This is a genomic window from Streptococcus mitis (genome assembly GCF_003942995.1).
Taxonomy (GTDB): Bacteria; Bacillota; Bacilli; order Lactobacillales; family Streptococcaceae; genus Streptococcus; species Streptococcus mitis_CV.
This window is the reverse complement of record NZ_RJOH01000007.1, coordinates 51378-71358: the sequence shown is the minus strand read 5'-3', so window position 1 is coordinate 71358 and position 19981 is coordinate 51378. Positions and strand designations below refer to the sequence as shown.

Below are 19981 nucleotides of genomic sequence, written 5' to 3'. Positions count from 1 at the left end.
ATGTTTCATAAGTTACTTACTTGATATTAATAGAATTCCAATATTGTATAATTAAATCAAAGATGACACTGGAATCAGGAGGATTTATTATGGTTAATAATGTAGCTGTTAAAGTCTCAAACCTTTCAAAAGAATTTTTGTTAGGGCAAGACAAAACTGTCTCTATTTTGAAAGATATTTCCTTATCTGTCAATTATGGGGAATTTGTATCAATACTTGGTGTCAGTGGTTCTGGAAAGTCTACTTTGCTAAGTTGCTTATCAAGTTTATCTGAACCAACAAGTGGCGAAGTTGTTATCAATGGTGTAAATCCATATACCTTAAAAGAAGGGAAGCTTGCTAAATTTAGAAGACAAGATATTGCAATAATTTTTCAAAACTATAATCTGGTACCTGCTCTACCTGTACTAGAAAATGTTACACTTCCTCTGAGACTCTCAGGAAAGAGTGTTGATAGCAATAAAGTAAAAAAAATGTTGGATAGTTTGAATTTTAAAGCAGAACTATCATCATTAGTTGCTACCTTATCAGGTGGAGAACAGCAAAAAGTGGCTATTACTCGTGCAATAATAGCTGATAGTAAAATTATTTTTGCTGATGAGCCAACAGGAGCTCTGGACAGCGTCTCAAGAAAACTTATATTTGAAACACTTCGTAATTTAGCGAGTCAAGGAAAATGTGTTCTTATGGTCACTCATGATATTGAGTTGGCTTCAAAAACTGACAGAGCACTCATTTTAAAAGACGGAAAGATATCTCGACAAATTATTAAACCTTCAGCTGATGAGCTCTACCAAGCACTTGAAAGTAGTAAAGATTAATTTGAGGAGGATTTATTATGCTAAAATTAATCATTTACCAATTTCAGTACTCAAAAAGACAATGGTTAGGAACAATACCATTACTATTTGTATCTAGCCTAATTGTTGGAACATCTTTATTTGGTATTGCTAGTTCAATCAAGACTGCTAACATTAACGCTTCACAACTTTTTCAAATGCTAATAATTTTTGGCGGGACTACTCTATTTTTCCTTATTTCAAATAATATAAGACTGCTAATAGATATCTTTAAAAAGGATTACCAATTATGGGCTATCTTAGGCGCAAGCAGAACTCAGCTATCTTTATTAGTATCTGGACAGTTTTATTTAATGGCAGTGATTGTTAGTAGTATTGGTACAATACTTTCATTTATCATGGCAGATAGTTACTACAAATTTTTACAAAATTTATTAGGAAGAGATGAGTTACCTGATTTAGTTATTACAGCCAACATTCAATCAATTTTATTGAGTGTTTTCATAGTCCCAACAATTGTCGGGATAGGGGCTTACTTTTATTCAAGTCGAATACTTAAAATATCATCAATATTAAAACCAAAAAAGAAAAAAAGAAAAGTTACAGTAGCTGGATTTGTTAACATCTCTGTTCGTTTATTCCTATGGTTACTATGTATAGGTTCTATTGTTTCAGCAGGTTTTATCAGAAACAAAGAAATAATTGAAAAACAGTCAAGCATAGTATTATTTTTATTAATTATTCACATCCTTATTATTCAATCACTATCTCCATCAATTCAAATGTTTCTAATAAAATTTTTAATGAGGATATTTCCAACTGAAAATTATGTAATTAATACAGGCTTTTGGAGTCTACTATCCAATCCTAGCTATTTGAAAAGTATACAAACTTCGATGAGCATGGGAGTAACTCTCATTTCTGGGTTTATTCTTTACACCCAAAATATGTATTCATTCATGAATACAGCAAACGGAGTAAACGAAGCAAGAGCTTCCTTTATTGCTTATATGTCTGCACCAATTATTCTGATTATTACTAGTTCTATTTCTCTTACAATTTTATCTTCTAATAAAGATATTGAGGACATTAAACAGTTAAAGACACTGGGAGTGTCAAGATTACAACTTTTTAAAATACGTATAGGCGAGGCAATAATACATTCGGTGTTAATTTTATTAGTATCAGTAATTTTCAATTTAATTATTTTAATTTTAGTTAGCTTTATTGGCCAACTTTTAGGCCAAAGTGTAGTAGATATATCGGGTTTTTGGCAACCGAGTCTTATAGTTATTTCTTTGTTAGTTATTTTTTATAGTATTACAAAAGGATTTTATTTATTTCAAGATAGATAAATTGGAATAGTTACTGATTCAAAAAGAACACACTTATTGACATTGAAACCAAAGCAATACTAAAACTAAAAGGCAAGGATAAAAAACCTTGTCTTTTTTACATGTAATAAACAATGGCAATGTATTGGAGTGCGGACGCAGCTAGGATAAAGAGATGCCAAATCATGTGGAAATAAGGTTTTTTCTTTGCATAAAATCCAGCTCCAACTGTATAAGAGAGTCCGCCAGTTACCATAAGGCTCCAAAAGATTGGTGTTGTTTGACTGATAATGGCAGGAATGATAGCCAGAACCAACCAGCCCATAATCAGGTAAAGAGCAAGGCTGAATTTCTCATTGACCTTTTTAGCAAAGATTTTATAGAGAATACCAAAGATGGTCGTTCCCCATTGGATGGCAATAATTAGATAGCCAAACCAGTTATTCATCAAGGTTAAGACGACTGGCGTATAAGAGCCTGCGATAGCCACATAAATCATCGAATGGTCGATGATTCTCAAGACGTATTTGTGGGTTGAACCGTAGGCCATAGAGTGATAAATGGTGGATGATAGGAACATGAGAAAGAGACTGATAACGAAAATGGATACACCGATAGAGGATAAAAATCCGTGTGCTTCATAACTATAGGTGGATGAAATAGGGAGCAAGATGAGCATGATGACTGCCCCCACAGCATGGGTCACGCTATTAGCAATCTCCTCTCCAAAACTGAGTTGTTTGCTGAGTTTAAGACTAGTGTTCATTGGATTACCTCCTCTTCAGTATGATGGATTAAGGCTAGAGTTTGATGATAGAGTTTAACGGTTTGGCAGCTGGTTTGGATAATGGGGTTAGCTGGATCAATTCCTTGGTTCATGTAGTCCACAAAAGCATCGTAGAGTTGCTCTGAACTTGCTTGAGTTTGTAGAGTATTAAGTGTCTGTGCTATTTCTTGAATAGAAAATACAGACTTGAGGGTTGTTATAGCAATCAAACGGGCAATCTGTTGGCGTTGGTATTTTTTTTTGTCAGGCTTTGTCAGGTAACCATGTTTGACATAATTGTTGACCATAGATGCTGTTAGACCCTTGTCTTTATCTGGAGAGATAGGGGCGCAGACCTGATTGACATAAAGCAAAACCTGGTCCAGATAGAGGTCAATGTTTGGAATTTCTGCCCATTTTGGGTAGGAAAAGGTAGTTTTCATTTCTAACACCTTTTTATCTAGTTTTAATAACTAGATTATAAAATAATAAAAATAGAAAGTCAAGTTTTAACTGCTTGTAGAAAGACTTAAATTATGCTATGATGGGAGAAACTAGTCAGAAATGAGGAGAAAAGATGGAGATTCGTTTAGCTTTTCCAAATGAAGTAGATGCCATCATGCAGGTGATGGAGGATGCTAAAAAATGTTTAGCAGATGCTGGTAGTGACCAGTGGCAAAATGGCTATCCAAATGCTGATATTATTATTGAGGATATTATCTCAGGTCAAGCCTATGTAGCCTTGGAAGAGGGAGAACTGCTAGCCTATGCTGCTGTGACCAAGAGTCCAGAGGCAGCCTATGAAGCCATTTATGAAGGCAACTGGCAAGCTGGGGAGTCAGAGTACCTAGTCTTTCACCGTATCGCTGTGGCTACAGATGTTCAGGGACAGGGAGTAGCTCAAACCTTCTTAGAGGGTTTGATTGAAGGTTTTGACTATCTTGATTTTCGTTCAGATACGCATGTTGCAAACAAGGCTATGCAACATATTTTTGAAAAGCTTGGATTTAAACAGGTCGGAAAAGTTCCAGTTGATGGAGGACGCTTGGCCTATCAAAAATTGAAGAAATAATGCAAAAGAAGTATGCAAAAATGCTTTACTCTTCGCCAATAGGAACCTTGTCTTTGGTTGCCGACGAGCAATATCTGTATGGCATTTGGGTGCAGGAGCAGAAGTATTTTGAAAGGGGATTAGGAGATGAGACGATAGAAGAAGTTGTTAGTCATTCCATTTTAGACCCAGTTATTGCTTGTTTAGATGATTACTTTAAAGGCAAGTCTCGGGATTTATCCGACTTGCCCTTGGCTCCAATCGGAACGGATTTTGAAAAGAGAGTTTGGTCCTATTTACAGGGAATTCCTTATGGTCAGACAGTAACCTATGGACAAATCGCACAAGATTTGCAAGTGCCTTCTGCTCAAGCAATTGGTGGAGCAGTGGGGCGCAATCCTTGGTCTATCCTAGTACCTTGTCATCGGGTGCTGGGAGCAGGCAAGCGTCTGACAGGTTATGCTGCAGGAGTGGAAAAGAAAACTTGGCTCTTGGAGCATGAAGACGCAGATTTTAAAGATATAAAATAGAAAGTGAAAGACATGTTAGAATTTATCGAATACCCAAAATGTTCAACTTGTAAAAAAGCAAAACAAGAATTAAATCAACTTGGTGTGGATTACAAAGCTGTTCACATCGTTGAAGAAACACCTAGCCAAGAAGTTATTTTAAACTGGCTAGAAACCTCAGGGTTCGAGCTAAAGCAATTTTTCAACACCAGTGGAATCAAATACCGTGAATTGGGGCTGAAAGATAAGGTAGGAAGTCTGTCAAATCAAGAAGCGGCTGAGTTGCTAGCAAGTGACGGTATGTTGTTAAAACGGCCCATTTTAGTAGAAAATGGAACTGTTAAGCAAATCGGTTATCGAAAAGCTTACGAAGAATTGGGATTGAAATAGTTTTTATCTATCTCTTTGATAGATAAAATATATAGCCTCCCTGTTTCAAAGTATGATAAACTAGTAGGTAGACTAAGTCTGTATCTGACCGTAGCAAATAATTTCATTGACGGCAGAAGTATGGTAGAATGAATCATTATCAGGAGAGGATGTTTTTATGAATGTTACAACGATTTTAGCATCAGATTGGTACCAAAATTTGATGCAATTGATTCCGGATGGCAAGCTTTTTAGCCTGCGTTCGGTCTTTGATGGAATCCCGAGAATTGTCCAACAACTTCCAACAACGATTATGTTGACAATTGGTGGTGCCCTTTTTGGCTTGGTTTTGGCGCTTCTTTTTGCCATTGTGAAAATCAATCGTGTCAAGATTTTATATCCCTTGCAGGCCTTCTTTGTTAGTTTCTTAAAAGGGACACCGATTTTGGTTCAACTCATGTTGACCTACTACGGAATTCCTTTGGCTTTGAAAGCCCTCAATCAGCAATGGGGCACTGGTCTCAATATCAATGCGATTCCAGCTGCTGCTTTTGCGATTGTCGCCTTTGCCTTTAATGAGGCAGCTTATGCTAGTGAAACCATTCGTGCAGCCATTCTCTCAGTCAATCCTGGTGAGATTGAGGCGGCACGAAGTCTGGGTATGACCCGAGCGCAAGTTTATCGTCGCGTAATTATTCCAAATGCAGCAGTTGTGGCAACTCCAACTTTAATCAATTCCCTAATCGGTTTGACCAAGGGAACTTCCCTAGCATTTAGTGCGGGTGTTGTGGAAGTCTTTGCCCAAGCTCAGATTTTGGGTGGAGCTGATTATCGTTACTTTGAGCGATTCATCTCCGTTGCCCTTGTTTATTGGGTAGTCAATATCGGAATTGAAAGCCTCGGTCGTTTCATCGAGAGAAAAATGGCTATTTCTGCACCCGATACAGTGCAAACAGATGTGAAAGGAGACCTTCGTTAATGATTAAGATTTCGAATTTAAGCAAATCCTTTTCAGGACAGACTGTCTTGGATCATCTGAACTTGGATATCCAAAAAGGGGAAGTTGTAGCCTTGATTGGTTCTTCAGGAGCTGGGAAATCAACCTTCCTTCGCAGTCTCAATTATCTTGAAACACCTGACAGTGGCTCTATTCAGATTGATGATTTTTCAGTCGATTTTTCTAAAATCACTCAAGAAGAAATCCTTGCCCTACGCCGTAAGCTGTCTATGGTTTTCCAACAGTTTAATTTATTTGAACGCCGCACAGCACTTGATAATGTGAAAGAAGGCTTGCTTGTTGTCAAGAAATTGTCTGATCAAGAAGCGACTAAGATTGCCAAGGAAGAGTTGACTAAGGTTGGGCTTTCTGATCGTGAAAACCATTACCCTCGCCATTTATCAGGTGGACAGAAGCAACGGGTTGCCTTAGCGCGTGCGCTTGCTATGAAACCAGATGTCTTGCTCTTAGACGAACCAACTTCAGCTCTTGACCCAGAATTGGTTGGTGAAGTAGAGAAGTCTATTGCAGATGCTGCTAAGTCAGGACAGACTATGATTTTAGTCAGTCACGATATGTCCTTTGTAGCCCAAGTTGCTGATAAGATTCTCTTCTTGGACAAGGGGAAAATCATCGAGTCTGGAACACCAGATGAGATTATCCACCATCCAAAAGAAGAGCGAACAAAAGAATTCTTCGCTAGTTACAAACGGACTTATATTTGATATAATAGATAAAGGAAAACTCAGTTAGCTGGACTAGCTGAGTTTACTCTTTAAAAAAGATAGAAATGAGAGAAATCATGCTACTGCAACTATTTTCTTTATATTTCGAGAGTTTGATCTTGACCACCATCCTCGTCCTGATTTTTTTAGGGATTTGGATTGGACTGAGAGCCATGTCGGGAGTTGATAAGACAGCCAAGGCTCGCCAAGCCCATCTCTATGATATGATTATGATTGGGGTCTTGGTTGTTCCAGTATTATCCTTTGCGGTTATGAGTTTAATTCTTGTTTTCAAGGCATAATCCTTGCTTGATTGACAAGAAAGAGTTAGAATAAAGATAGTTACAACAAGAAAGAAGGAATCTATATGTACGATACTATTATTATCGGTGCTGGACCTGCAGGTATGACTGCAGCCTTGTATGCTGCTCGCAGCAATCTGAAAGTAGCCTTGATTGAAGGTGGTTTGCCAGGTGGTCAGATGAATAATACATCGGATATTGAAAATTACCCTGGATACGCTAATATTAGTGGGCCAGAATTGGCAGAAAAGATGTTTGAACCGCTTGAAAACCTTGGTGTTGAGCACATTTATGGTTATGTTGAAAATGTAGAAGACCATGGTGATTTTAAGAAAGTGATGACTGATGACCAAACATATGAAACACGTACCGTTATCGTAGCGACTGGCTCTAAACACCGTCCTTTGGGAGTACCTGGGGAAGAAGAACTGAACAGTCGTGGTGTTTCCTACTGTGCCGTATGTGATGGTGCTTTCTTCCGTGACCAAGATTTGCTGGTAGTCGGTGGTGGAGATTCAGCTGTTGAAGAAGCCCTCTTCTTGACTCGTTTTGCCAAGACTGTTACCATTGTTCACCGTCGTGACCAGCTTCGTGCTCAAAAGGTTTTACAAGACCGCGCTTTCGCTAATGAGAAAGTCAGCTTTATCTGGGATTCTGTAGTTAAGGAAATCAAGGGTGAAAACCGAGTAGAATCTGTCGTATTTGAAAATGTGAAAACAGGTCAAGTGACAGAGCAAGCCTTCGGTGGTGTCTTTATCTATGTTGGTTTGGACCCTCTTAGCGATTTTGTTAAAGAATTGAATATTCAAGATCAGGCTGGCTGGATTGTGACAGACAACCACATGAAAACTGCAGTTGACGGTATCTTTGCAGTTGGAGATGTTCGCTTGAAGGACCTTCGCCAAGTAACAACAGCAGTTGGAGATGGCGCTATCGCTGGTCAAGAAGCTTACAAGTTTATCACCGAACATAGTTAATCATAAAAAAGTTTCCAATCAGATGACTGGAAACTTTTTTATAGTCTATTTCGGAAAACTTCGTACATGAGAATGGCTGCAGCAACACTGGCATTAAGGCTTTGAACATGTCCATTCATCGGTATGGTAATCATTTCATCGACCTGTTTTTTAATGTTACTAGAGATGCCTTTTCCTTCATTTCCGATGATGAGAGCGATTTTCCCTTTTGTATTCCACTTGTGGCAAGGAGTACCATTCATATCCGTTCCAAAGGTCCAGAAGCCTTCATCCTTGAGTTTGTCCAGAGTTTGGCTTAGATTGGTCACTCGAGCAATCGGAACGTGCTCGATAGCACCTGTGGCCGTTTTGGCAACGACTGGAGTAACTCCGACAGCACGGTGCTTGGGAATGATGACACCTGAAACATTGGTCGCATCGGCTGTTCTTAGGATGGAGCCTAGGTTATGAGGGTCAGTTAGGCCATCTAGAATCAATAGCAGTGGATTTTCTTCTTGACGTGTTTTGGCAAGGATCTGGTCCAGTTCGCTATAGGCAAATTCAGACACTCGTAGAACAAAACCTTGGTGAACAGCACCTTCAGTCATCTCAGAGAGGGATTTTTTTGAGGTCCAAGAAATGGACACCTTCTTTTCTCTAGCTAGTTCCTTGACCTTCTCAACATTCTTACCTCGGAGATCTTCTTGGAGGTAGAGTTTGTTTCCTGTGTTTGCAAGGAGGGCTTCGGTAACGGCGTGGACGCCATAGACAATATCATTTGTTTTCATGCCTCTATTATAACACAAAACCCCGTCTTGCAACGGGATTTTCTTTATTCAAGAATCAGTAAACCATCTTTAACTGCAAATGGGTCTTTTTCATTGATACGATCGTAAAACATGATACCGTTAATGTGGTCAATTTCATGTTGAACAACAATGGAGTTGTAGCCTTTTAGCTTGATACGGTGTTTTTCTCCATCTTTGTCAAAGTAGTCAACAGTAACGCGGGCATGGCGAACAACATAGCCAGGCACGTTGCGGTCAACAGAGAGGCAGCCTTCTCCTTCGCCAAGAGCAGCGTCTTGAACAGAGTGAGAGACAATTTTTGGATTGTACATAATGGCTTGTAAGTCATAGGCTTCCTCTGGAGTTTCGCCTTCTTCAACAATATTTGGCACCAAAACAGCGATAATGCGTTTTGAGATATCCAACTGGGGAGCAGCAAGTCCAACACCACCGCGTAGTCCCATTTTTTCAGCCATGACAGGATCTTGGGAATGTTTGAGGAATTGCATCATCTTTTCTCCGAGAATGATTTCCTGGTCAGATAGGGGGAAAGTGACTTCCTCAGCAACTGCGCGTAGAGTTGGATTCCCCTCGCGAATAATATCTTTCATATCAATTAAGTGAGCAGCTTTTGTAATACGTTCTATAGCAGACATTTTCTCTCCTTTCATTACCTCTACATGATAACACAAAATGACAAGGATTGGAAGCATTACGGTATCGAGCTTTTATAGAAAATGCCTAGTAGGTTCGATTCAATTGTGAAAGAATTACTTATCTGTGATATAATAAAAAGAAAAGGCTTGCATAAGAAAGTAGGGAGAATGAAGATGCAAAGAAGACAAGATAGAAATCAGCGTGGTTCAGCTTTTCGTTTTATGAAGGGCTTGGTAAACTTTTTAAGGAGTTATCGCAAGTGGAGTAATAAGGGATTTGTGGCGATACTCTTGCTAGCAGTTGCTTTATCAATGGGCTTGGTCTTGTTGTTTGAAAGCTTCCAAGGAATCCCCTTGACCAGTCAAAAAAAGGATACCATTTCTCAAGAAGCTAATAAGACCAATCAAAACGCTAAAGATCAGGAAGAGGAAAAAACTGCTAGAATTATGGCCAATGGGGACCTCCTCTATCATATTCCGATTTATCGTTCTGCCCTAAAAGAAGATGGAACCTATGATTTTCATGAAAATTTTGACTATGTGAAACCATGGCTCAAACAAGCAGATCTGATTATAGGTGATTTTGAAGGCACTGTGAACAAGGACCACTATTTGGCAGGTTATCCTCTCTTTAATGCGCCTGGCGAAGTTATGGATGCCATCAAGGATGCCGGTTATCAAGTGCTAGACTTGGCGCATAACCATATCCTAGATTCACAAATAGAAGGTGTGGTCTCAACAGCAGATGCTATTGAAAAGGCTGGAATGACACCTATTGGCGTTTATACGCATGAGTCACGTGATCAAGCACCTCTGGTTATTAAGGAAGTCAACGGTATCAAGGTTGCACTTTTGGCTTATTCTTATGGATTTAACGGAATTGAGCAAAGTATTTCTCAAGATGACTATAACCGCTATCTTTCAGACTTAAATGAAGACAAGATGAAGGCCGAAATTGAACGGGCAGAAAAGGAAGCGGATATCACCATTATCATGCCTCAGATGGGTGTGGAGTATCGCTTGGAACCAACTGAAGAACAAAAGGTTCTTTATCACAAGATGATTGATTGGGGAGCGGATATTATCTTTGGTGGGCACCCTCACGTTGTGGAACCATCTGAAACGGTTGAAAAAGATGGAGATAAGAAACTCATTATCTATTCAATGGGGAACTTCATTTCCAATCAACGAATTGAAACCATGCAAGATGAAGAAAATGCTAAGTGGACAGAGCGTGGTGTTCTTATGGATGTGACCATTAAGAAAAAGGATGGCAAGACGACAATCGAAACTGCTAAAGCACATCCTTCTTGGGTAAATCGTACACCGAAAGGAACCTATTCTCCAGAAGGTTATCCACTCTTCCTTTACCAAACTTATATCTTAGAAGACTTTATCGAGGGTGGCAGTCATCGTGACCAGTTGGATGAAGCGACTAAGGAACGAATTGATACAGCTTATAAAGAAATGAACGAACATGTAGGATTGAAGTGGGATTAGCTTGAATCCAGAGGGAAGTAAATGACGATTAAAATAATTGCGACAGATATGGATGGGACCTTGCTGGATGCTAGAGGCCAGCTTGATCTTCCACGCTTGGAAAAGATTTTAGATCAGTTGGATCAAAGGGGTATTCGTTTTGTCATCGCGACTGGGAATGAAATTCACCGCATGAGGCAACTACTGGAGCACTTGGTGGATCGAGTGGTTCTGGTTGTTGCAAACGGTGCTCGCATTTTTGAAAACAATGAATTGATTCAGTCTCAGACTTGGGATGATGCCATTGTCGATAAGGCTTTGGCTCATTTCAAGGGTCGAGCGTGTCAGGATCAGTTTGTTGTGACGGGGATGAAGGGTGGTTTCGTCAAAGAAGGTACGATTTTTACAGATCTTGAAAGTTTTATGACTCCAGAAATGATTGAAAAATTCTACCAACGGATGCAATTTGTGGATGAGTTAACATCTGACCTCTTTGATGGTGTTCTCAAGATGAGTATGGTTGTTGGTGAGGAACGGTTGAATTCGGTCTTGGAAGAAATCAATGACCTCTTTGATGGCCGTGTTCGGGCTGTATCGAGTGGCTATGGTTGCATTGATATCCTTCAAGCTGGAATTCATAAAGCATGGGGATTGGAAGAATTACTCAAGCGTTGGGACTTGAACCCTCAACAAATTATGGCTTTTGGTGACAGTGAAAATGATGTTGAAATGCTTGAAATGGCTGGAATTGCCTATGCGATGGAAAATGCTGATGATAAAGCCAAAGCTGTGGCGACGGCTCTAGCGCCAGCCAACAGCCAAGGAGGAGTTTACCAAGTCTTGGAAAACTGGTTAGAAAAAGGAGAATGAAGTGGCAGTACAGTTATTAGAAAATTGGTTACTAAAGGAACAAGAAAAAATCCAAACCAAGTATCGTCACTTAAATCAGGTTTCTGTTGTAGAGCCAGATATTCTTTTTATTGGGGATTCCATTGTCGAATATTATCCTCTGCAGGAACTATTTGGGACTTCGAAGACGATTGTCAATCGAGGAATTCGTGGCTATCAGACAGGGCTGTTATTAGAAAATCTAGATGCGCATCTGTACGGTGGAGCAGTAGATAAAATTGTCCTTTTAATTGGGACAAATGATATCGGAAAAGATGTGCCTGTGAATGAGACTCTCAATAATCTCGAAGCTATCATACAGTCTATTGCTCGCGATTATCCATTGGCTGAGATTAAATTGCTTTCTATTTTGCCAGTCAATGAGGGAGAGGAGTACAAGCAAACAGTCTATATCCGCACGAATGAAAAAATTCAGAAATGGAATCAAGCCTATCAAGAGCTTGCTTCTGCCTATATGCAGGTAGAATTTGTTCCAGTTTTTGATAGTTTGACAGACCAGGCAGGCCAACTCAAAAAAGAATATACAACTGATGGACTGCATCTCAGTGTTGCTGGTTATCAGGTTTTGACAAAAGCCTTGAAAGACTATCTTTTGTAGTTAATTGATTTCCTTTTTGCATTTTTGTGTTAGATAAGGTATAATGGTTTTACTGTCTTTTGGGGTCGTTACGGATTCGACAGGCATTATGAGGCATATTTTGCGACTCGTGTGGCGACGTAAACGCTCAGTTAAATATAACTGCAAAAAATAACACTTCTTACGCTCTAGCTGCCTAAAAACCAGCAGGCGTGACCCGATTTGGATTGCTCGTGTTCAATGACAGGTCTTATTATTAGCGAGATACGATCAAGTCTTGTCTAGCGGCTTGATAAGAGATTGATAGACTCGCAGTTTCTAGGCTTGAGTTATGTGTCGAGGGACTGTTAAACTAATACATAACCTATGGTTGTAGACAAATATGTTGGCAGGTGTTTGGACGTGGGTTCGACTCCCACCGGCTCCATTATTCCTTTGCATTCTTTTGCATTCCTTGGTAAAACGTTGTTAAATCAACGTTTTTTATTTTTGTCTTTGGTATTCCTTGGTATTCTTTTGCGAAAAAGACAGACCCTAAAACAGACCCTCTTTTTGAAGAAGGTCTGTTGTGTTTAAAAATTAATATAATTGGCAAAGCGTTCTCCGATGTCATCCTTTGCTTGCTTAGTTATGTGAGTATAAACGTTCATGGTCGTCTTCAAGTCGGAATGTCCTAACCGATGTTGGACTTGCTTCAAAGTCATACCAGCGTCAAAACAAAGGCTGGCATGTGTATGTCTGAATCCATGGATTTTAATTGGACGTAGGTCGCTACCTTCCACAATTTTGATAAGCCACTTTCTAGGAAGAGTGCTTGGAATTGGCTTTTTAAATTCATTTTCAAAAATGTATTTGGTGTTTGGATTTTGCTTTTTCCATTTTTTCAAAATACTTTTTGTTTTCTTGTCCAGACTGATTAGTCGATTACTGCTTACCGTTTTGGTATTGCCTATCTCTTCGCCTGCAAAACCTCTTGTAATGGCCTTATTAATGTCAAGAGTATTATCTGTCCAGTCATTCCATTCAAGGGCTAAAATCTCCCCTTTTCGTGCCCCTGTGAAGGCCAGAAGACGGAATAGAGTTATCTTCTCTAGATCCTTTGTTTTGGAGACAAGTTTTAAAAATTTTTTAAGTTCGTCTTTGCTATAGAAGTCGCTCTTGTTATCTGATTTCTTTCTTGTTGATGTAATCACGCTGTCTACTGGATTGGTATCAATGTAACCATGTCTGATTGCATACTTAAAAACATTATTCATCAACCCCTTTAATTTACGGCCATAGACCAGTTTCTTCGACCACTCGTTAGCTTGTTCCTGCATTTGAAGTGGTGTTATCGTAGCTATCTTTCTATTGCCGAAAGCTGGATAGATGTGATTCTTGAAATTCCTAGATGTCTTGATGTAGGTGCTTTCTTGCACTGTCTCGGAATAATCTTTGAGCCATTTTTTTGCGATTTCCTCAACCGTGATTTCTTTCCTGCTTTGTTCTCCGCTTTCTATATCTTCCTGAAGTTGAAGTAGTGCTGCTCTTGCTTTAGCTTTAGTCGCAAATCCTCTTCGTTTAATATACTTGTCTTTTCCGTTTTCTTTTCCGACGTAAATTCTAAAACCAAAAGCCGTCTCTCCGTTTTTCTTTTTATAAGACTTTATTTCCATTGATTTTCACCTCATTTCTTGATAAAATGGGTATAAGAAAACTACCTTTTTAATGGTCGTTTCCTTATACAGTACATCCTCACGCTCAGAGTCGCCAAACTTTGAGTGTGGGGATTTTTGTTTTTAAAAAGGGAAGCAACGGTTAAGTTACTTCCCCTGGCACGCTATGGTGCAAAGTTTAAAAATATGAGGGCTCGCCTCTAAGTAACTTAATTATATCATAAACTCAAACTTATTCCAAGCCGATGCCAACTTTTGCAGTTAATAAGTAAGCACCATCTGCTTGTTTGCTGAATGTTAAAGTAACACTTCGGATTTTTGTTCCTGCTGAAGAATATGAAATCGTTCTACTTTCATGATCATTGACAGTAGTAGTGTTTATATTGTTTGGCTCTCCATGAACGCTAACAATATCGTCGTAGTTAGTTCCGCCAGCACCATAGTTCATGATATCACCCATTTGAAGAGCGTCAAACTGTTCTTTTGTCCAGTTAAACTTAGCATCCTCTTCTTTTTGTGATGCTTCGAATGAAGAACTTACTGAACTTACAGTTTCTTCCACATTCTTGGCAGCATTATTCAAAGCACGAGCATACATCAATTGCGTAGCGATAACAATAACCATTGACACAACTGCTAAGACTGTACCAATGATAGCCAACATTTTTGGTCTTTTTCTGTTGATAGCTAGACCTATCAAACCTAATATAAGCGCTAAAATAGCAATAACAAATGATAGGTTGTTAATGATAGGCATCCAAGACCCAAATAGAGCGATTGCTCCGAAAATAATAGCCAAAATACCTAAAACTTTGCGTTCTTCATTCATAATGAAACCTCTCCCAGCTTTTAATGTGAATCAGTTGTTGCACATATTTTTAATTTACTAATGATAAATACTCTTCTTTGCCCCCGTAGATTCAGAGTCGCCAAACTTTGCGAGTGTGGGGCTTTTTTTATGTAACAAAAAGAATCAAAATGGTAGTTCTTCGTCAATGTCTTTTTCTAAATCCCAATTTTTAAGTAATCCTTGGAAAAAGTAGCTCGACTTCCCACCACAATCTGGACAGTAACGAGAATTTCCAACTAATACTTTTTTGCAACCATTTCCTAGGAAGTGAACAATTGGAATTGCATATCCACGGGAGTCGAAGTTACTTTCATAATCGCCTATGCAAATATTTCTTGTGTATATGCCACAAACATTACAATAGTTGTTGACATCCAACTCTTCGTTTTCGCACCTAGGACAGATAATTGGATATCCATCCAAGTCTAAATCATATTTTGGGTATCTCATACGTAATTTTTCTTTCTCTCGATTTTCTAAATAAGCTTCTAAAGTTGTTGTTCCCTTTTGTTGATGGGTAGAGCAGATATGACAGTATTTTAAATTTCTATCAATTTTACTAAAACAAGTTCTACAAATTCTAGTATTTTGACTAGTAGCTATATACTTAGCGAATTTTTTTTCAACCTCGTGACCGTCTTTTATAAGTCCAAAAGATTGCATCGATTTCATATTTTTGAGGACATAACTAGCTACAGAAAAAGAAACTTGAAATACAGATTGAATAAACCTATCATCCATAGAATGAAAAAACATTGCGTAGTTACCTAAAACTGGAAAAGGAACTAGTAAATGTTTTGCAAAAAAATTTGCTTCCGTTTCAAAAGTCTTATACTCATTTTCGGATAAGCTATACCGTGATAAGATAGTCTTGTCTGTCGTTTCGTTGTGTTTTAATACATAATGACCTAATTCGTGAGCGATTGTGAAGCGAATGCGCTCCTTATTATCAATAGTATCATTATAAAGCAAGATATATGTTTGGGTATCAGATTTATACCACAAAGCACCATCTTCACTGTTTAAAAGTTGATAAACTTCGTTAATATCCATATTGTTTTCTTTTGCAAGAGTGCTGTATTTCATAAGATGAAGATTGTCAAGCTGTGAAATAATATGAAGTAGGTCGATTGGTAATCTACCATTTGTGTATTGATTGAGAAAACTATATGCTATGCTTTTTAATTTCTTGTAATCGATATTTCTAGAAGTCGTGGTCGTCGTCGCCACCTCCATTCAAAACATCTTGGAAAGTTAAGTCCATTATTTGCAATAAACGCTCTTGATCTGTAACGCTTAGGATTTTAGCTTTACGTTGGATTGCTCTGAATTGTGGTGTCTCGGTTGGGGGGGAGGAAGTGTCAGATAAGTCTTTGGTCATCAATTCCGATAACGAAACATTGAATATTCTAGAAATATCATTTAAAACGCCCGCTTTGGGAGTATACTTTCCTCTCTCCCATTCGCTTACTGAAGAGGAACTTTTTCTTCCCAATCTATTAGCTAAGTCAATTTGTTCCATTTGGTATTTTTGACGTAGAAATTTAAGATTAGAAGCAAAATAATTATTTTGGTTCTCCATGACGTGAAATACCTTTCGTATTTTTCTTTTACTATATAATATCACTTTATCCGAAACGTTACAAACAAAAAGAGAAAAAAATTTCGAAAAAAATGAAGTAAAATGCTTGACTTCGGAAAAACCGAAGTGTATAATTAAGACATAATCAAGAAAGGAGCAATAGATGGCGAACACCTTAAAAACTTTGCGACGTTTTCGTGGGATGACTCAAGAGGAATTGGCGAAGGAAACTGGCATAACATCGCGCACTATAATGAGTTATGAAAATGATGTCAAAAAATTGCGTAGAGCTAGTTATGAGAATATAAAAAAACTAGCTAGCGCACTAGATGTTTCAGTAGACGATATTTTTTTAGACAACGTTTCGGATTTTCTGAAACTACCGTCTTAGGAGTAAGGAGATAACCATGGAGGAAGTAGTACGAAATAAGCAACCATTTGAGGTAGCTTTTGAAAATCGCTTGCTTGCGATTGAAAATCGACTAGAGAAGTTAGAAAAAGAGCAGAACACTTTTGTAAATCATCAAAAGAAAGTTTCGATTCTAGTCTCTGAGTCAACCTATCACAAAATCATTGACCAAATCGTTGAATTGGAAAGTGGTTATTTAGAAGAAACACTGGAGGAATAATATGGAATTAACTATCATTAACGAGCAGGAAGTTCTCGGAAAACACTTCACAGTTTACGGTACAGCAGATGAACCGCTGTTTGTCGCAAAGGATGTAGCCGAATGGATTGAGTACGATGTATCTAGTGTGAATAAAATGCTAGATAAAATCGATGAAGACGAAAAGCTGGTCGGAACATTGTTCCGTTCAGGTCAAAATAGAGAAGTATGGTTCTTAACAGAGAACGGACTTTATGAAGTTCTTATGCAATCTCGAAAACCATTGGCAAAAGAGTTCAAGAAAAAAGTAAAAGAAATCTTGAAATCTATTCGTAAGCATGGCTTGTACGCTATTGATGATTTGCTGGAGAATCCAGATATGGCAATCGCAGCACTTCAGAAGCTAAAAGAAGAACGACAATTGCGTTTACAAGCGCAGGAAGAAGTAGCTCAAAAGAATCAAATTATCCAAGAGCTACAACCGAAAGCAACATATTACGACTTAGTCTTGCAAAATAAATCACTAGTACCGATTTCAGTAATCGCTAAAGATTACGGGATGAGCGCTACGAAGCTGAATAAAATCTTGCATGAACTTAAAGTACAATACAAGCAAGGTAGTACATGGCTTTTGTATCAGAAGTACGCAGGTAAAGGTTATACTCAATCAAAAACTCACACAATTGATGCAGACTATAGCAAGATGCATACTTACTGGACTCAAAAGGGACGATTGTTTCTTTATGATCTGCTTAAAAACAAAAAAGGAATTTTACCACTGATTGAGCAAAAAGATGTGGCTTAATTCAAAAAAAAGCACCTGAACAAGTCAGGCGCTTACTAAAATAACTAACTTAATTATATCACGAAAGGGAGGAAATTGCCAATGGCTTTGGAATTGTTTGGGGAAGATTTCAAAAATGAACTGCTAGAAGAACTTGTCCAGTTAAATGTGAAAGCTATGACCGAAGCTAAATTACGAGTGGCAAGAGGCACGAACTGGGCTTCAATTAAAGACGTCCAAGAAAAGACCGGTTGGGGTCGTAAGAAAATTGAAGATTTCAGAGATGCAGGGAAATTCCGCTATCAGCAAAATGCTAAAGGCGGTAAATATTTATATGACATGAACGACGTACTACGTTTTCAAAGTCAGTTAGCAAAGTGAGGGAAGAATGAATCTATTAGTAAGATTAAAAAACTGGTTATCCAAAGAAATCAACACTGACTGGAGAATCGTAGCTTTGGATTTAAACAGAGCATTGATTGACCTTCAAGAAAAATACCAACGAGCAAATCAGCATATAGCTGATCTTGAAAAAATCGTAGCAATCTACAAAGAAAAGGAGAACGTAAAATGATGGAATATCTTTATTTTGTGACAATCTTCGGAATCGCGCTCTGGTCTCTAGTAAATAAACTAGATGACCACGCTGAAATGAAACAAAAAGAGCGCCAGCTGATGGCAAACAATGTCGCGCGGATGAATATGAGAAATTCAGATAAGNAATTTACGTACGACGTGCAACCGCCTGTAGGGCTAGTTAAGGAGTAGAAGATGGTGACAATCAATAAACTAGAAATTGAAAACGTCAAACGTGTTAAAGCGGTTAAATTAGAGCCGTCGGCGACTGGTTTGACAATCGTAGGTGGAAATAACAACCAGGGGAAAACAAGCGTGCTGGACGCGATTGCTTGGGCGTTGGGTGGCAACAAGTACAAGCCTAGCCAAGCTCAGAGAGAAGGCAGTACAATCCCGCCTAGCCTAAAAATCACGCTATCAAACGGCCTGATTGTGGAGCGTAGCGGAAAGAATAGCACCCTCAAAGTCATTGACCCGAGTGGCAACAAGGCTGGTCAAAACTTACTTGATAGCTTCGTGGAAGAGCTGGCCATCAACTTGCCAAAATTTATGGAGCAGACCAGCAAAGAGAAGGCTAAAACTCTGTTGCAGATTATCGGAGTTGGTCCGCAATTGGCTGAACTGGAGATGCAGGAAAAGTCCAAATACGATGAGCGCCACGCAATCGGTGTGATTGCTGACCAAAAGGAGAAGTTCGCAAAAGAACAACCTTACTACCCAGAGGCACCGAAAGAATTGGTCTCTATCTCTGAGCTTATCCAACAACAACAGGATATCCTTGCTAAGAATGGCGAAAATGCTCGCAAACGTCAGAACTTGGTATCTATCAAAAATCAACACGACTCAGCAGCTGCAGAGGTTGAACGATTGGAGCAATTGCTGGCTGATGCGAAAACAAAAGAAAGTCAGTTAGCTCAAGACTTGGCTATCGCGAATACCGATGCCATGGATCTTCTCGATGAATCAACTGAAGAAATCGAAAAAAACATCGCAGAGATTGACGAAATCAATCGTAAAGTACGAGCTAATCTGGACAAGGATAAAGCAGAAGAAGATGCCAAGGGTTATCGCGAGCAATACAAGGAACTTGATAATGTGATTGCTGACATCCGCAAGCAGAAGACAGACTTGCTTACAAACGCAGATTTACCGTTACCTGGTTTGTCCGTGGATGATGGCGAATTGCTCTACCTTGGCCAGCGCTGGGATAACATGTCTGGTAGCCAGCAATTACAAGTTGCGACTGCAATCGTGCGCAAACTCAAGCTAGAGTGTGGTTTCGTACTCATTGACAAGCTGGAGCAAATGGATCAGCTGACTCTACAAGAATTTGGTTCATGGCTTGAGCAAGAAGGTTTGCAAGCAATCGCGACTCGTGTATCAACAGGAGATGAATGTAGCATCCTGATTGAAGACGGGTATAGCGTCAAGCCAGAAGTGACACAAACACCTAAAACATGGCAAGGTGGATTTTAAAAATTAAAGGAGAACAATCATGAAACAACAAAAAACTTTTATCGTATTACGTGACAAAAAAACAGGATATTTTTTATCAGATTATAAAAATCGGACAGGTCGTCTAGCCTATGAAGCGAGCTGGGTAGAATGTGTAAACGATGCTTTGATTCTTCCAGAAGATCGCTTAATTAAAGAAGAAAATATTTACAAAGGAATGGCTCGTGTTTTTGAAGCCGAGTTAGTTCGTGTA

The 19981-nt window shown here is 38.8% G+C and carries 26 protein-coding genes and 1 other RNA gene; 19 read left to right on the top strand and 8 right to left on the bottom strand.

Annotated elements, in window-relative coordinates; genetic code table 11:
- Nucleotides 1-89: 89 nt before the first annotated feature.
- Nucleotides 90-821: an ABC transporter ATP-binding protein gene (locus D8836_RS06025; protein ID WP_000247936.1), complete on the top strand. Its 732-nt coding sequence runs from the start codon at nt 90-92 to the stop codon at nt 819-821.
- A 17-nt stretch (nt 822-838) separates the two neighbouring features.
- A complete protein-coding gene (locus tag D8836_RS06020; protein WP_125393433.1) occupies nt 839-2155 on the top strand; it encodes a beta-carotene 15,15'-monooxygenase in 1317 nt (438 codons plus the stop codon).
- Between the two features lie 97 nt (nt 2156-2252).
- Here D8836_RS06020 and trhA read toward each other — a convergent pair whose 3' ends face one another.
- The gene (gene trhA, locus D8836_RS06015; protein WP_049509562.1) at nt 2253-2900 is read right to left on the bottom strand and encodes a PAQR family membrane homeostasis protein TrhA; all 648 of its coding nucleotides are present in this window, start codon (nt 2898-2900) and stop codon (nt 2253-2255) included.
- Nucleotides 2897-3343, bottom strand: a complete 447-nt coding sequence (locus D8836_RS06010) for a DUF1836 domain-containing protein (RefSeq protein ID WP_125393432.1) — start codon at nt 3341-3343, stop codon at nt 2897-2899. Before D8836_RS06010 ends, trhA begins: the two co-directional genes overlap by 4 nt.
- A 134-nt stretch (nt 3344-3477) precedes the next feature.
- Between D8836_RS06010 and D8836_RS06005 the strand changes: the two genes are divergently transcribed.
- The 7 genes from D8836_RS06005 to trxB all read left to right on the top strand — a co-directional run bounded on the left by D8836_RS06005 (nt 3478) and on the right by trxB (nt 7830).
- On the top strand, nt 3478-3972 hold the full coding sequence (locus D8836_RS06005; RefSeq protein WP_125393431.1) for a GNAT family N-acetyltransferase: 495 nt from the start codon (nt 3478-3480) through the stop codon (nt 3970-3972).
- On the top strand, nt 3972-4481 hold the full coding sequence (locus D8836_RS06000) for a methylated-DNA--[protein]-cysteine S-methyltransferase (RefSeq protein ID WP_125393430.1): 510 nt from the start codon (nt 3972-3974) through the stop codon (nt 4479-4481). Before D8836_RS06005 ends, D8836_RS06000 begins: the two co-directional genes overlap by 1 nt.
- Nucleotides 4482-4493: 12 nt before the next feature.
- A complete protein-coding gene (locus D8836_RS05995; protein ID WP_000889091.1) occupies nt 4494-4850 on the top strand; it encodes an arsenate reductase family protein in 357 nt (118 codons plus the stop codon).
- Nucleotides 4851-5007: 157 nt separating this feature from the next.
- On the top strand, nt 5008-5808 hold the full coding sequence (locus D8836_RS05990; RefSeq protein ID WP_001103449.1) for an amino acid ABC transporter permease: 801 nt from the start codon (nt 5008-5010) through the stop codon (nt 5806-5808).
- Nucleotides 5808-6551, top strand: a complete 744-nt coding sequence (locus D8836_RS05985) for an amino acid ABC transporter ATP-binding protein (protein ID WP_125393429.1) — start codon at nt 5808-5810, stop codon at nt 6549-6551. The genes D8836_RS05990 and D8836_RS05985 overlap by 1 nt, the downstream gene beginning before the upstream one ends.
- A gap of 77 nt (nt 6552-6628) precedes the next feature.
- The gene (locus D8836_RS05980) at nt 6629-6853 is read left to right on the top strand and encodes a DUF4059 family protein (protein WP_000926599.1); all 225 of its coding nucleotides are present in this window, start codon (nt 6629-6631) and stop codon (nt 6851-6853) included.
- 65 nt (nt 6854-6918) lie between these two features.
- Entirely contained in the window at nt 6919-7830 is a 912-nt protein-coding gene (gene trxB / locus D8836_RS05975; RefSeq protein ID WP_033681375.1) for a thioredoxin-disulfide reductase, read from the top strand.
- 38 nt (nt 7831-7868) lie between these two features.
- Here the strand turns inward: trxB and rlmB are convergent, their stop codons facing one another.
- Nucleotides 7869-8597 (bottom strand): 23S rRNA (guanosine(2251)-2'-O)-methyltransferase RlmB, encoded by a 729-nt coding sequence (rlmB, locus tag D8836_RS05970; protein WP_125393428.1) that lies wholly within the window; start codon nt 8595-8597, stop codon nt 7869-7871.
- 44 nt (nt 8598-8641) lie between these two features.
- Nucleotides 8642-9253 carry a peptide deformylase gene (gene def, locus D8836_RS05965; protein ID WP_001272936.1) on the bottom strand — a complete coding sequence of 204 codons (612 nt, stop codon included), beginning with the start codon at nt 9251-9253 and terminating at the stop codon, nt 8642-8644.
- 174 nt (nt 9254-9427) lie between these two features.
- On the opposite strand from def, the gene D8836_RS05960 reads away from it, so the two are divergent.
- The 4 genes from D8836_RS05960 (at nt 9428) to ssrA (ending at nt 12648) form a co-directional block, all read left to right on the top strand.
- Nucleotides 9428-10753, top strand: coding sequence for a CapA family protein (locus D8836_RS05960; RefSeq protein WP_125393427.1), 1326 nt, complete (start codon nt 9428-9430; stop codon nt 10751-10753).
- A gap of 21 nt (nt 10754-10774) precedes the next feature.
- Nucleotides 10775-11602, top strand: a complete 828-nt coding sequence (locus D8836_RS05955) for an HAD family hydrolase (RefSeq protein WP_125393426.1) — start codon at nt 10775-10777, stop codon at nt 11600-11602.
- A 1-nt stretch (nt 11603) separates the two neighbouring features.
- A complete protein-coding gene (locus D8836_RS05950) occupies nt 11604-12239 on the top strand; it encodes an SGNH/GDSL hydrolase family protein (protein ID WP_125393425.1) in 636 nt (211 codons plus the stop codon).
- 61 nt (nt 12240-12300) lie between these two features.
- Nucleotides 12301-12648, top strand: a transfer-messenger RNA (tmRNA) gene (gene ssrA, locus D8836_RS05945).
- A 142-nt stretch (nt 12649-12790) separates the two neighbouring features.
- Here the strand turns inward: ssrA and D8836_RS05940 are convergent.
- From D8836_RS05940 to D8836_RS11385, 4 genes are all read right to left on the bottom strand, one after another.
- Nucleotides 12791-13873 (bottom strand): tyrosine-type recombinase/integrase, encoded by a 1083-nt coding sequence (locus D8836_RS05940; RefSeq protein ID WP_049542781.1) that lies wholly within the window; start codon nt 13871-13873, stop codon nt 12791-12793.
- 232 nt (nt 13874-14105) lie between these two features.
- Nucleotides 14106-14702, bottom strand: a complete 597-nt coding sequence (locus tag D8836_RS05935) for a CD20-like domain-containing protein (RefSeq protein ID WP_049542779.1) — start codon at nt 14700-14702, stop codon at nt 14106-14108.
- Between the two features lie 144 nt (nt 14703-14846).
- Complete coding sequence (locus D8836_RS05930) at nt 14847-15959, bottom strand: ImmA/IrrE family metallo-endopeptidase (protein WP_049542774.1); 1113 nt, start codon at nt 15957-15959, stop codon at nt 14847-14849.
- Nucleotides 15928-16305 carry a helix-turn-helix domain-containing protein gene (locus D8836_RS11385; RefSeq protein WP_053092733.1) on the bottom strand — a complete coding sequence of 126 codons (378 nt, stop codon included), beginning with the start codon at nt 16303-16305 and terminating at the stop codon, nt 15928-15930. The genes D8836_RS05930 and D8836_RS11385 overlap by 32 nt, the downstream gene beginning before the upstream one ends.
- A 163-nt stretch (nt 16306-16468) precedes the next feature.
- Between D8836_RS11385 and D8836_RS05915 the strand changes: the two genes are divergently transcribed.
- The 6 genes from D8836_RS05915 to D8836_RS05885 all read left to right on the top strand — a co-directional run bounded on the left by D8836_RS05915 (nt 16469) and on the right by D8836_RS05885 (nt 19749).
- On the top strand, nt 16469-16696 hold the full coding sequence (locus D8836_RS05915; protein ID WP_049542772.1) for a helix-turn-helix transcriptional regulator: 228 nt from the start codon (nt 16469-16471) through the stop codon (nt 16694-16696).
- Nucleotides 16697-16712: 16 nt separating this feature from the next.
- Entirely contained in the window at nt 16713-16934 is a 222-nt protein-coding gene (locus D8836_RS05910; RefSeq protein WP_049542769.1) for a hypothetical protein, read from the top strand.
- Between the two features lies 1 nt (nt 16935).
- Entirely contained in the window at nt 16936-17718 is a 783-nt protein-coding gene (locus tag D8836_RS05905; protein WP_049542766.1) for a phage antirepressor KilAC domain-containing protein, read from the top strand.
- Between the two features lie 81 nt (nt 17719-17799).
- Entirely contained in the window at nt 17800-18078 is a 279-nt protein-coding gene (locus tag D8836_RS05900; RefSeq protein ID WP_049542764.1) for a helix-turn-helix domain-containing protein, read from the top strand.
- A gap of 7 nt (nt 18079-18085) precedes the next feature.
- Nucleotides 18086-18271 carry a hypothetical protein gene (locus D8836_RS05895; protein WP_049542761.1) on the top strand — a complete coding sequence of 62 codons (186 nt, stop codon included), beginning with the start codon at nt 18086-18088 and terminating at the stop codon, nt 18269-18271.
- A 197-nt stretch (nt 18272-18468) separates the two neighbouring features.
- Nucleotides 18469-19749 carry an AAA family ATPase gene (locus D8836_RS05885; protein ID WP_125393423.1) on the top strand — a complete coding sequence of 427 codons (1281 nt, stop codon included), beginning with the start codon at nt 18469-18471 and terminating at the stop codon, nt 19747-19749.
- Nucleotides 19750-19981 lie beyond the last annotated feature (232 nt).